This window comes from Lysobacter sp. Hz25, assembly GCF_046097045.1.
Lineage (GTDB): Bacteria > Pseudomonadota > Gammaproteobacteria > Xanthomonadales > Xanthomonadaceae > Lysobacter > Lysobacter antibioticus_B.
On the sequence record NZ_CP175666.1, the window covers coordinates 3,404,895 to 3,417,500 of the forward strand.

Consider the following 12,606-nt stretch of genomic DNA (forward strand, 5'->3'; position numbering starts at 1 on the left):
ACCGGAGCGCCGGTCGGAGCGCTGCCCGGCCCCGGGGCGGGCCCGGGCGGCGCCGGCGCTACTTGTGATTGCCGTCCAGTTTTGTGCTAGAGTGAGTCCCGATCCAGACAGAGCCCCGCCATGAGCAAAGCCGCCAAGAAGCCCTCGCCGGCCAAGCCGCTCGCCAAGTCGGCGGGGCGCGCACAGTCCAGCGTGCACGAAAGCAAGCTCGGCCTGCAGGAATCGCAGGCCTACCCCGCATCCCAACGCCAGCGCGGCCTGTCGGTCAAGGAGCCGCCGCTGGACGTCCACGGCGCCCCCGCCACGCTCAAGGGCTATGTCAGTTATCTGCGCTCGGCCACGCCGCTGCAGCGCGTGGCGGCCGAACGCCAGGGCGTGCCGGCCCAGGTCGTCAAGCATATGGCCGCGAGCATGGAGCTGCCGGCGGTGCGCATGTTCAACATCCTCGGCATCGCCAAGGCCACCGCCGAAAGCAAGGCCGCGCAACAGGCGCGCATCGCCGGCGCCAGCGGCCAGGCCGCGCTCGGCATCATGCGCTTGCTCGGCATCACCGAGGCCATCGTCGACGCGAGCACGGCCGAAGGCGCGCGCGGTTTCGATTCGGCCAAGTGGCTGGGGCGCTGGATCGAGCAGCCGCAGCCCGCGCTCGGCGGCCGCAAGCCGGCCGACCTGCTCGACACCCCGACCGGCTTCGACGTCGTCGCGCGTTTGCTCGGCTCGCTCGAAAGCGGCTCTTACCAGTGACGTCCGGCGCAGCCGCAAGGACGAGGCCCGCCTCATGAAACTCTGGCGCATCGCCACCGAAACCCGCGCTTATCGCGCCGACGATCTCAGCGGCGCCGGCGCGGCCGCGCGTCCGGGGCGTTGGAACGACGACGGCCAGCGCGTGCTCTACACCGCCACTTCGCTGGCGCTGGCGGCGTTGGAAACCGCGGCCTATGTCGACGCGCACGGCCTGCCCTTGAATCGGCACGTGGTGTCGATCGAGGTGCCGGCGGCGGTATGGAAGGCGCGCCTGCAACTGTCGCCGCAAGAACTGCCCGGCGCCTGGGACGCGGTGCCCGCCGGCATGGCCAGCGTGCGCGTGGGTTCGCAATGGCTGGCCAGCCAGGCCTCGGCGATTTTGCTGGTGCCGTCGGTGATCGTGCCGGAGGAATACAACGCCCTGATCAATCCCGAACATCGCGACGCCAAGAAGCTGCGCGCGACCACGGGCCGGCGCTTCCAATACAACGTGTTGTTCCGGGTGGCCTGAGCCGCGCCGATGCAGTGTGGCGCCGCATCGCGCGCCGCCCTCGCCCGACCCGCGCCAGGCCGTCCATGGCCCCTGCGCCGTCCCTGTCGGCGCTTCCCTGCGCCCTTCCCGGCCTCTCCTTCGCCGGTCAGACCCGCGCCGCTTCCATGCGCTCGAAGGTTCCGTCCTGATGGAACAGCGGTCCGAACCACGGGTGCACGACATCGATCGTGACTTCGAAATGCGCTGCATCGAGGTCTCTATGCACAAGAACGAAGCGGCCCGGCCAGAACGGCCGCGGCAGCGGCAAACGCAGGCCGCGCCAGTGCAGGAAAAACCCCTGGTCGACGAACACCAGCCGGTTCGGCAGCACCTCCAGGCGCACGCGCATGCCCAGTCCGCCGCCGAAATGCTCGAGCAATTCGCCGTTTTCGCTCAGGAGCATGCGCGAGCGGAAACTGAACACCTCGTCGATGAAGTGATAGGTGCGGGTCTTGATCCAGCCCAGGCCGCTGCGCAAAGGCTGCACGTCGAAACGGAACGGCACTTCGTCGGCGTTCTGGTGCGGCAGCACGCGCGCATAGCGGATCGCACGCGCGAACAGGCCGCCCAGGCGCGTGCAGCGCACCTGGTGCATGTTGCCGACGTACTCGGCCTGGGCCTCGCCGTCGCCGAGGGTGAAGCGCGCCTGGATATGCGGATGCAGCAGCTTCCAGCGCGCTCCGAGCGCGGCCCGCAGCAAGGCGGCGAGGTCGCTCGATGCTTCGGGTAAACGCGTTTCGCCGCGCGAACCGGCAAGACCGCGGTCGCTCGTCGCAGCGGCGCTCGCCGAAGCTGCGTTGGCCTGCGGCTTCGAAGGCAGCGGGCCGGTACCGGCCGAATCGAGAACGGTTGGCTTAAAACAAGCCGGATTCAACAGTTCCATGTTGGTCCCCTGGGTGTTCGTCACCCGAATGAAGAGAACGGCAAGCGCGTTCGCGACCGGCGCTCAGTGCGCCGTCGAGATCGGGATGCAGGAAGCGGTAGCGCTGATCGAGCAGGCGGCGCGGTTCGACCTTCGGGCCGTCGAGCAGCATCGTCGACATCTCGCCGAGCGCATGGCGCAACGGCCAGGCCGGCATGCGCAGAAAGGCCGGCCGATGCAGGCTGTGCGCCAGCGCGCGGGCGAACTCGGCCTGGCTGCAGCCGCCTGGCGCGACCACGTTGTACGGGCCGCGCATGCCGACGTGCTCGACGGCTTGTTCGACGAAGCGCAGCACGTCGTCCAGATGCACCCAGGCGAACCACTGTTTGCCGTCGCCGAGCACCGCGCCGGCGCCGAGCGAGGCCGACAGCGACAGCATCGGCAACACGCCGCCGCTGCGATGCAGGACCAGGCCCAGGCGCATCGTGGTCAGGCGCACGCCCCACTCGCTGACCGGCGCGGCGGCGCCTTCCCAGTCGCAACACAGCTCGCTGGCGAAATCGCCGGCCTGCGCCGCGGGTTCACGCAATTCCGGGCCGCTGCGCGCATGCGCGCCGTACACGCCGATCGCGCTGGCCTGCAGCCACAGCGCCGGCTTGCGTTGCGAACGCTCGCACCAGGCGCGCAAGGCATGGGTGGTGTCGATGCGGCTCGCGCGCAACGCACGCTTGCGCGCCGGCGACCAGTGCGGGCCGACGACCGGTGCGCCGGCGAGATTCACCACCACGTCGATGGCCTCGTCGTCGCGCAATTCGGCGGTGTCGGCGATGCAGCGCACGCGGCCGCCGAAGCGCAAGGCGGCGCGACGCGGATCGCGGCTGAGCACGGTGACGCGATGGCCGCCGGCGATCAGGCCTTCGACGAGAGCGGTGCCGATGAAGCCGGTGCCGCCGCTGATCAAGAAACCGGTCTGCGGCTGCTGCGCGAGCAAGGCGCGCGGCGCCGGTTCGGCGGCATTGACGCGTGCGGCGAGCCCGTCGCGCAGCGCCGATACGCCGATGCCGAGCGCCGCCGCGGTCAGCGCCCATGAGGCCCAACCGTGCGAGACCGGCAGCAAGGCGCTCGGCGCGCTCCAATCCTGCGCGGTCGCCAGGGCGTACACGGCGAACATCGCGCCGCCGTTGACGGCGAGGATGGTGTGCAGCACGCGCTCGGTCGGCGGCAGCAGGCGGGTCGCGTCCTCGACGACGAAATCCCACAAGGTGATGGCGACCTCGACCAGCACCAGCGCCCACACCAGCGCCAGCCACAAGCCTTGCGGATGCAGCCAGGCGAACACCAGGAACAACGCGCCGTAGATGAAAGCGCGCGCCGAATGCAGTTTCAGTTCGAGCGCCGCGCTGCGGCGATTGGCGAGTTTCTCCATCAGCTCGTGATGGGCGACGGTGTCGATCGCGCCCAGCACGACCTGGATCAGCAACAAGGCGATGAAGACACGTTCCATGATCGCGCTCCGCTCAGAAGTGGGTCGGGCAATGCTCGTTGTCGCAGCGCGGCGCAGGCTCGTGCCCGGCTTCGCGATAGCCGAGCCAGCGCGATACGCGATGCCGGTTCGGTGCGATCCAGCGGTAGGCGCGCGCGGCCATGCGCCCCGCTCCCGGCACGCGCAGCGGCCAAGTCAGCCAGCCTAGGCCGACCGCGCGATAGGCCTCGGCGATGCCGGGCACGCCGATCCGCCATTCGCCGTTCGGCAGGCGCACGTGCAGGGCATTGCGCAGCGCTTCGAGTTCGAAGCCCCACTGCGCGGCGTCGAACTCCGGCGCGGCGATATCGACCAGGTGCAGGCGGCCGCGGCGGTCGTGGGCCTTGAGCCGGTGCATCTCGGTGCGGCACAGCGGACAAGCGTGGTCGTACAGGGCGATGACGGCGTGCGGGACGGGATCGTGCTTGCTCATGGCCTGCTCCTACAGTTATTTCGGTAATTAGAGAAATTACTGGGCAAAAAAACGCTCAGGACGGGTCGTCTCCGGCGCGCGTGCGGCCGGCTTCGGGTTGACGCGCTTCGGACTGGCCTGCGTCGAGATCTGCTTCGGAAGCGGCGCCCGCTTCGGGGTAAGGCTCGACCGGCGGAGCTTGGGGCGACGGCAGCGGCTTGACCGGGCCGCGCACGTACTGCTGGATGCGCGCGCCCATCTTGAGCAGCTTGATCAGGGTCTTGGGGTCGAGCCGGTTCATCTCGTCGATCCAACTCGTGCCGGTCTCCATGAAGTCCAGCACCTCGCGCATGCGCTCCAGGGTGCGCTGGTCGCGCGGATCGGCCGGGTGGCTGGCGCTGTCGAGCACCGAGCTGCGCAGCATGCTCAGGGTCGGCTCGATCTCGCGCCGGCGCCGCTCCTGGACGACGGCGCGGAAGATGTCCCAGACGTCCTTGTAGGTCTCGAAGTGGTCGCGGCGGTCGCCGAGCACGTGGGTGACCCGGGCCAGGTTCCAGCCCTGCAGTTCCTTGAGGCTGGTGCTGACGTTGGAGCGCGCCAGGCTGAGGGTTTCGCAGATCTCGTCGGCGGTGATCGCGCGCTCGGACAGGAACAGCAGCGCGTGGATCTGGGCGACGGTGCGGTTGACGCCCCAACGGCTGCCCATCTCACCCCAGTGGAGGATGAATTTCTCTTGGAGCGGGCTGAGCTGCATGGAGCTTTCTCTTATTTCTGTTTAGACAGAAATTAAAGAATGATCCGACGGGAGTCAATCTCCGTTCGTCGGGGCGTCGCCGCGTTCCCCTGTAGGAGCGGCGTAAGCCGCGACGCGCCGCCGCAGCAACGACGCTATTGCAATGCCGCGGTCGCGACTCACGTCGCTCCTACAAGGGATAGCTGCGCAGGCCCGGCCGCTTCACTTGCCTCTCGGCTTGTGCAGAAGCGACGGAAGTCGCGCTGGAAGCCCGAATACGCAAGCCCTTGGATCATTCCGAAGCCAAGCAGCTTTCGGCCGGCGCGATCTCCAGCCCCGAGGTCGCGGCTTGCGCCGCTGCTACCCCGAAGCCCAAAGCACGCAGCATCGGTCTCAGCCTGCGCGACCGCCCCGACGCAGGCTCGCGCTGCGAGCCGCACCATCCGTCGGCTGCTTCGATCAAGTCTTACCGGCTTGCCCATTTGTTACTAAGATTAGTACATGAGCCTGACCGACACCCGCCGCGCCCTCCTTGCCTACCTGCGCGAACGCATCGCCGCCGACGGCCTGCCGCCGTCGCAGCAGGAGATCGCCGCGCACTTCGGCTTCCGCCAGAACCGTTCGGCCGGCTATCACCTGCAGGCCTTGCAGGCCGAAGGCCTGATCGAGCTGCTGCCCGGCCGCGCCCGCGGCATCCGCCTGGTCCACGAGGCCGGTCTGGACGGCGAGTTCGACACGGGCGGCTACGGCGACAGCGACCGAGCCGCTGCGGCCGCCAACGACGATTCGCGCCTGTCCCTGCCGATCCTCGGCCGCGTCGCCGCCGGCGCGCCGATCGGCGCCGCCGCCGAGGCCGAGAGCCACGTCCTGATCGACCGCCTGCTGTTCTCGCCGCGGCCGGATTATCTGCTGCGGGTCAAAGGCGATTCGATGCGCGAAGACGGCATCCTCGACGGCGACCTGGTCGCCGTGCACCGCACCCGCGACGCCGCCAACGGCCAGACCGTGATCGCGCGCATCGGCGATGAAATCACCATCAAGCGCCTGAAGATCACCGCCGACGGCATCGAGTTGCTGCCGCGCAATCCCGACTACGCGCCGATCGTGATCGCCGCCGACGCCGACTTCGCGATCGAAGGCATCTACTGCGGCCTGGTACGCCGGGCCTGAGCGCGGCCATGAGCCACATCGTCGCGCTGGACCGCTTGATCGACACCCGCCAAATCTGGCGCGGGCAGTCGGCGAACCTGGCGCCGTCCTCGCAATCCACCGGTCACGCCGCGCTCGATGCCGCGCTGCCGACCGGCGGCTGGCCCGAGGCGGCCCTGAGCGAGTTGCTGCTGCCGGCCAACGGCGTCGGCGAGCTGGAACTGCTGTGGCCGGCGTTGGCGCGGCTGTCGCAGGACGACGCCCTGCACGGTGGGCGCATGATCGTCCTGGTCGATCCACCGTTCGTGCCGTATGCGCCGGCCTGGCGCGATGCCGGGGTGGCGCCGGCGCGCTTGCAATGGATCCGCGCCCAGCATCGCGACGCCTTGTGGGCGACCGAACAATGCCTGCGCTCGGGCGCTTGCGCGGCGGTGCTGTGTTGGCCGCAGCGCGCCGACGATCGCGCGCTGCGCCGGCTACAGGTCGCGGCCGAGACCGGGCAGTGCCTGGGCTTCGCCCTGCGCGACAGCCGCGCCGCGTTGAACCCTTCGCCGGCGGCGCTGCGCATCGCCATCGACACCGCGCCGCGGCAGCTACGCGTGCTCAAGTGCCGCGGCGGCAATGCGCCGGCCCGGCCGATCGCCTTCGCCCATGGCGCGCACAACGGCATCGCCGATGCAGCGGTGTCGACGCGTATCGAAACGATCCGCAACGAAAGCGAGCCGGGACGGAGCGCACTCGCCGCCATGCAACCGATCCACCTCGCCGCGCAGCCGAGCCGAGGTGGGCGTCTCGATCTTGCACGGCATGAACCGTCGCCCGCGCCGCATCCCGCGCCGGTCCTGACCCTGCGCCCGCGTTGAGCCGGCCGACATGCGCTGGGCCTGCCTGCTGTTGCCGCAATTGGCGTTGGACGTGGTCCTGCGCGGGCATGCACAGCCCGAGCGCGCGCTGGCCCTGGTCGACGGCCCGCAGGCGCGGCGGCGCCTGTATGCGGTCAACGCCGGCGCACGCGCACTCGGCCTGAAACCCGGCATGTCGCTGATCGCCGCGCAGGCGATCGCCGACGGTTTCCAGACCGTCGACCACGACCCGCAAGCCGCCGAACAGGCGCGCCAGTTGCTCGCCGCCTGGGCCTATCGCTACAGCTCGCAGGTCAGCACCGCCTTCGCGCATGCGATCGTGCTCGAAGTCGGGCGCAGCCGGCGTTTGTTCGGGCCCTGGCCGCAGTTGCGCGAACGCCTCGCGCAGGAATTGCACGAGCTGGGTTTCCGTCATCGCATCGCCGCCGCGCCGAACCCGCATGCCGCGCGCGTGCTGACCAACATCGAAGACGGGCTGTGCTGCGACGACGACCGGCTCGAAGCGATGCTGGCGAAGTTGCCGATCGAACGTTGCGGCTTCGACGCCGACACGGTCGAGGCGCTGCAGCGCATGGGCCTGCGCAGGCTCGGCGCGGTCTTCGCCCTGCCGCGCGCGCCACTGGCCCGGCGTTTCGGTCAGGACGTGCTGACTCGCCTGGACGCATTGCGCGGTGCGGCGACGCCGCCGCTGATCTATTTCCAACCGCCGGACGCCTTCGACGCGCGCATCGAACTCGGCCACGAAGTCGAATCCAGCCAGGCCCTGCTGTTTCCCCTGCGCCGGCTCACCGCCGACCTGTCGGCGTATCTGTCCGGCCGCGACGGCGGCGTCGAACGCTTCAAGCTGATCCTCGAACACGAGCGCCACGCCCACCATCTGAACCACCCGCCCAGCGAGGTCGTAGTCGGGCTGCTCGCGCCGGAACGCGATGCGACGATGCTGTTCGAACTCGCGCGCGGGCGTTTGCAGCAGGCGCAGCTGCCGGCGGCGGTGGTCGGTTTGCGCCTGCTCGCCGAGGCCTTGCCGCCGTTCGTGCCGGCGCGCCGCGACCTGTTCGACACCCGCCCGCAACAGGCACTGCCGTGGACGCAGTTGCGTGAACGCCTGCGCGCGCGGCTCGGCGACGACGGCGTGCAGGGTCTCGCGCCGCAGGCCGACCATCGCCCCGAGCGCGCCTGGCGCAGTCTGCCCGGCGACGTCGCCGCACGCACCGACAAGCACGCACGCAAGGTGCCTCGTCCGGGCTGGCTGCTGCGCGAACCTGAGCCGCTGCACGACAAAGTCGCCCAGGTCCTGGCCGGCCCGGAGCGCATCGAATCGGGCTGGTGGGACGAAGACGACGTGCGCCGCGACTACTACCTGGTCGAAACCGTCAAGGGGCAGCGCGCCTGGGTCTACCGCAGCGCCGGCGGCGACGGCCCGCTGATCCTGCACGGCTGGTTCGCATGAGCGCCCTGCCCGACCGCGGCCTGCCCGACTATGCCGAACTGCATTGCCTGTCGGCCTTCAGTTTCCAGCGCGGCGCCTCGATCGCCAGCGAGTTGTTCGAGCGCGCGCAAGCCTTGGGCTATCGCGCCCTGGCGATCACCGACGAATGCACTTTGGCCGGCATCGTGCGCGCCTGGCAGGCGGCGAAGCAGACCGGGCTGGCGCTGATCGTCGGCAGCGAGATCCGCATCGACGGCGGGCCCAAAGTCGTGCTGCTGGTCGCCGAGCCGGTCGGTTACGCCTCGCTGTGCGGGTTGATCACCACCGCGCGGCGGCGCGCGAAGAAAGGCGAATACCGCTCGCTGCGCGAAGATTTCGACGGCCGCTGCGAAGGCCTGCTGGCGCTGTGGCTGCCCGACGGCGATGCGCATGACGACGCTCACGCCGACTGGCTGCGCGAGCGTTTCGGCGCGCGCCTGTGGCTGGCGGTGGAGCTGCATCGCGGCCCCGACGACGACGCACGTCTGGCCGAACTGCAGGCGCTGGCCGCGCGCCATGGCCTGGCGACTGTGGCCGCCGGCGACGTGCACATGCACGAGCGCGCACGCCGTCCGCTGCAGGACGTGCTGACCGCGATCCGCCATCGCACCACCGTCGCTGAGGCCGGACACCGTCTGTTCCCGAACGGCGAACGCCACCTGCGCATCCGCAAGGCGCTCGCGGCGATCTATCCGCGCGCGATGCTCGAAGAAACCCTGCGGATCGCGGCGATGTGCCGCTTCGAGCTCAAGCGCGACCTCGAATACCAGTACCCGCACGAACTGATTCCGGCCGGCGAAACCCCGAAGACCTGGCTGCCGCGGCTGGTCGAGAAGGGCGCCGCGGCGCGTTGGCCCCGGGGCGTGCCTGCGGATGCGCAAAAACAGATCGAACACGAGCTGCGTGTCATCGCCCACCTCGACTACGAGTCGTATTTCCTCACCGTCCACGACATCGTCGATTTCGCCCGCTCGCAAGACATTCTCTGCCAGGGCCGCGGCTCGGCGGCGAATTCGGTGGTCTGCTACGCGCTGGGCATCACCGAGATCGACCCGATCCGCATGGGCATGCTGTTCGAGCGCTTCATGTCGATCGAACGCAACGAACCGCCGGACATCGACGTCGACTTCGAGCACGAACGGCGCGAGGAAGTGCTGCAGTACGTGTTCAATCGCTACGGCCGCGAACGCGCGGCGCTGACCGCGGTGGCGATCAGCTACCGCGGCCGCAGCGCAGTGCGCAACGTCGCCGCCGCCCTGGGCATGCCGCAGGACCAGATCGGCGAACTGGCGCGCACGCTCGACCGCTGGAGCGAGGACGTGCCCCTGCCCGAGCACCTGCGCGAACGCGGTTTCGACCCGGATTCGCCCTTGCTGCAACGCGTGGTCGCGCTATCCTCGCACCTGGTGCAACAGGGGTTCCCGCGCCACCTGTCGCAGCACCCGGGCGGCTTCGTGATCTCCGAGCGGCCGCTGCACACCCTGGTGCCGGTCGAGAACGCGGCGATGGACGACCGCACCGTGGTGCAGTGGGACAAGGACGATCTCGACGCCCTGGGTATCCTCAAGGTCGACTGCCTGGCCCTGGGCATGTTGACCGCGGTGCGCAAGACCTTCGCCTCGCTCGAACGCCAGGGCCACGGCCAGCTCGACATGGCCGGCATCCTCGCCCGCGGCGAGGACGGGGCGGTCTACGACATGATCTGCGAGGCCGACACCATCGGCGTGTTCCAGATCGAATCGCGCGCGCAGATGTCGATGCTGCCGCGGCTGCGCCCACGCACGTTCTACGACCTGGTGATCGAGATCGCGATCGTGCGGCCCGGGCCGATCCAGGGCGACATGGTCAATCCCTATCTGCTGCGGCGCAAGAATCCCGAATTGGTCGAATACCCGTCGGAAGCGCTGCGCACGGTGCTGGTGCGCACCCTCGGCGTGCCCCTGTTCCAGGAGCAGGTCATGCAGATCGCCATCGTCGCCGCCGGCTACACGCCCGGCGAGTCCGACGAGCTGCGCCGCTCGATGGCGGCCTGGAAACGTCACGGCGGGCTCGAACCGCACCGCGACAAACTGCGCAGCGGCATGTTGAGAAACGGCTACACGGAAGACTTCGCCCACCGTATCTTCGAGCAGATCAAGGGCTTCGGCAGCTACGGTTTTCCCGAGTCGCACGCCGCCAGCTTTGCCCTGATCACCTACGTCAGCTGCTGGCTCAAGCATCACCACCCGGCCGCGTTCGCCTGCGGCGTCATCAACTCGATGCCGATGGGCTTCTACACGCCCGGGCAGATCCTCCACGACGCGCGCCGCCACGGCGTCGCGGTGCTGCCGGTCGACGTGCGCTACAGCGAATGGGACTGCACCCTGGAACCGGTACACGGCCGGGTCGGCAAGCATCCGCACGCGATCCGCATGGGGCTGCGCCTGATCAACGGCTTCGACGAGGCCTCGGCCGAGCGCATCGCCGACGCGCGGGTGCGGGCGCCGTGGCGCGACGTCGAAGACCTGTGCACGCGCGCGGCCATCGACACCCGCGTGCGCGCCCTGCTCGCCGACTCGGGCGCGCTGCGCGCGCTCGCCGGCCATCGCCACCGCGCGCGCTGGGCGGTCGCCGGCGTCGACACCCAGTTACCGCTGTTCGCCGGGGTGGCCCGCGACGAGGCACCGGTGTCGCTGCCGTTGCCGACCGCCGGCGAAGACGTGCAGGCCGACTACGCCCTGCTCGGCACCACGCTCGGTCGCCATCCTTTATCGCTGTTGCGCAGCACCCTGCACGCGCGGCGCTGCCGGCGTTCTTCGCAACTGGCCAAGACCGAGTCCGGCACCCAGGTGCGTTTCGCCGGTCTGGTGACCGTGCGCCAGCATCCGGAAACCTCCGGCGGGGTGACCTTCCTCAGCCTGGAAGACGAGGACGGCACGGTCAATGCGATCGTCTGGCGCGATCTCGCCCAGCGCCAGCGCCGGGTCTTGGTCGAAGCGCGGCTGATGGCGATCGACGCGCGCCTGGAACGCGTCGACGGCGTGCAGAACCTGATCGTCTCGCGCATGGAGGACCTGACCGCCCTGCTCGGCAGCCTGAGCACGCATTCGCGCGACTTCCACTGAAGCGCCGCGGTGGCTTGCATGCGAGAAGCGGATCGCTAAGAGCCGAGAGCAAATCCCCCCTCCCCCCCCTTTTCCAAAGGGGGGAACAGCAACGGCCGGGGTGGGTGTCGAAGAGTGCTGCGTTCGTTGCCGTCGGCATTCCTTGGCGTTACTACCCGGTCAGATCAGCGGCCAATCCACCACGACCCCACCAGGCCTCTCCCCCCTTTGGAAAAGGGGGGCCAGGGGGGATTTGCTTCTGCCCGTCGAACACCGCCCCATCGAACGCTTACTTCGCTCGCGCCTGCAACCCATCGGCTGCCGTCTTGCAGACGGGATCGATCAGCTATGCGCGCCGCCTCCGACATAAGGCACAGCCACGCGCAAGGCCTTCGATCAGGGCTTGGGGATACGCAAGGTCTTGCTGATCATCAGCGAGCCCGACAGCGCGAACATCAGCACCAGCGGATGGAACTGCCAGGGCCCGAGCTTGAACATGCCCAGCCACAGATCGGCGCCGATGTCGCCCTGCACCGCCGCGATGGCGAGCACGATCACCAGCAGCAGGCTGGTCGGGATCGGCGTGCCCTCGAAGTATTTGACCTTGCCCTCGTCGCCGGCCAGGGCCTCGGCGGTGACGTTGTAGCGCGCCAGGCGGCTGACGCCGCAACCGACGAAATAGCTCAGCACCACCCAGTCCCAGCCGCCCTGCAGGCCGCAGGCATAGGCCAGCGCCGCCGGCGCGACGCCGAAGGAGATCACATCGGCCAGCGAATCCAGTTCGCGCCCGAGCGTGGACGAGGACTTGCGCCAGCGTGCGACGCGGCCGTCGAGGGCGTCGAAGATGAAGGCCAGCGGGATCAACGCCATGCCGATCATCAAATCGCGCACGCCGCCTTCCTGCAGGAAACGCATCGCGGCGAAGATCGCGCCGGTGCCGCAGAAGGCGTTGGCGAGGGTGAACCAGTCCGCGAGATGGAATTCGCGGAGCATCGAAAAATGACGCGCCATGCGGTGCTGCTCCGTGGCGAACGGCCGCGGGGCCGTCCAGGAAGGGCGTTCAGCCTGCCAAAGCCGATGCGCCTGCCGCAAGGGGCGGAGGTCGCAAAGGCATCGATCCTCGCCGGTACCGGCCCTCGGCACGCCCCTCGCAAGCGCTAGCGCCCCGGCCAGCGAACCACGCGGCGAACCGCGTCGGGCCTGCTTCGGGCCTGCATGACGGCGGTTGCTGCGCGGAT

Annotated in this window: 10 protein-coding genes and 1 pseudogene; 6 read left to right on the top strand and 5 right to left on the bottom strand. The window is 69.4% G+C overall.

Features of this window, described 5'->3' with window-relative positions; translation table 11 throughout:
- Window positions 1-120 precede the first annotated feature (120 nt).
- Window positions 121-744, top strand: a complete 624-nt coding sequence (locus ACKN61_RS13925) for an antitoxin Xre/MbcA/ParS toxin-binding domain-containing protein (protein ID WP_081930626.1) — start codon at window positions 121-123, stop codon at window positions 742-744.
- A gap of 34 nt (window positions 745-778) precedes the next feature.
- On the top strand, window positions 779-1,255 hold the full coding sequence (locus ACKN61_RS13930) for an RES family NAD+ phosphorylase (protein ID WP_408950046.1): 477 nt from the start codon (window positions 779-781) through the stop codon (window positions 1,253-1,255).
- 127 nt (window positions 1,256-1,382) lie between these two features.
- On the opposite strand, the gene ACKN61_RS13935 is transcribed toward ACKN61_RS13930, so the two are convergent.
- The 4 genes from ACKN61_RS13935 to ACKN61_RS13950 are packed head-to-tail and all read right to left on the bottom strand — an operon-like array spanning window position 1,383 to window position 4,826.
- On the bottom strand, window positions 1,383-2,159 hold the full coding sequence (locus ACKN61_RS13935) for a DUF4166 domain-containing protein (protein WP_408950047.1): 777 nt from the start codon (window positions 2,157-2,159) through the stop codon (window positions 1,383-1,385).
- The gene (locus ACKN61_RS13940) at window positions 2,131-3,642 is read right to left on the bottom strand and encodes a TIGR01777 family oxidoreductase (protein WP_408950048.1); all 1,512 of its coding nucleotides are present in this window, start codon (window positions 3,640-3,642) and stop codon (window positions 2,131-2,133) included. The genes ACKN61_RS13935 and ACKN61_RS13940 overlap by 29 nt, the downstream gene beginning before the upstream one ends.
- Before the next feature lie 13 nt (window positions 3,643-3,655).
- Complete coding sequence (locus ACKN61_RS13945) at window positions 3,656-4,093, bottom strand: thiol-disulfide oxidoreductase DCC family protein (protein ID WP_408950049.1); 438 nt, start codon at window positions 4,091-4,093, stop codon at window positions 3,656-3,658.
- Between the two features lie 55 nt (window positions 4,094-4,148).
- Window positions 4,149-4,826, bottom strand: coding sequence for a GbsR/MarR family transcriptional regulator (locus ACKN61_RS13950; RefSeq protein ID WP_408950050.1), 678 nt, complete (start codon window positions 4,824-4,826; stop codon window positions 4,149-4,151).
- Between the two features lie 480 nt (window positions 4,827-5,306).
- Between ACKN61_RS13950 and lexA the strand changes: the two genes are divergently transcribed.
- The 4 genes and pseudogenes from lexA (at window position 5,307) to ACKN61_RS13970 (ending at window position 11,389) form a co-directional block, all read left to right on the top strand.
- Entirely contained in the window at window positions 5,307-5,975 is a 669-nt protein-coding gene (lexA, locus tag ACKN61_RS13955; protein WP_408950051.1) for a transcriptional repressor LexA, read from the top strand.
- 8 nt (window positions 5,976-5,983) lie between these two features.
- Window positions 5,984-6,607 (top strand): annotated as a pseudogene (gene imuA, locus ACKN61_RS13960) (translesion DNA synthesis-associated protein ImuA); the annotation flags it as partial.
- A gap of 220 nt (window positions 6,608-6,827) precedes the next feature.
- Window positions 6,828-8,267, top strand: coding sequence for a Y-family DNA polymerase (locus ACKN61_RS13965; RefSeq protein WP_408950052.1), 1,440 nt, complete (start codon window positions 6,828-6,830; stop codon window positions 8,265-8,267).
- Entirely contained in the window at window positions 8,264-11,389 is a 3,126-nt protein-coding gene (locus ACKN61_RS13970) for an error-prone DNA polymerase (RefSeq protein WP_408950053.1), read from the top strand. Before ACKN61_RS13965 ends, ACKN61_RS13970 begins: the two co-directional genes overlap by 4 nt.
- Before the next feature lie 375 nt (window positions 11,390-11,764).
- Here the strand turns inward: ACKN61_RS13970 and pssA are convergent, their stop codons facing one another.
- Complete coding sequence (gene pssA, locus ACKN61_RS13975; RefSeq protein ID WP_031370836.1) at window positions 11,765-12,379, bottom strand: CDP-diacylglycerol--serine O-phosphatidyltransferase; 615 nt, start codon at window positions 12,377-12,379, stop codon at window positions 11,765-11,767.
- Window positions 12,380-12,606: the final 227 nt, after the last annotated feature.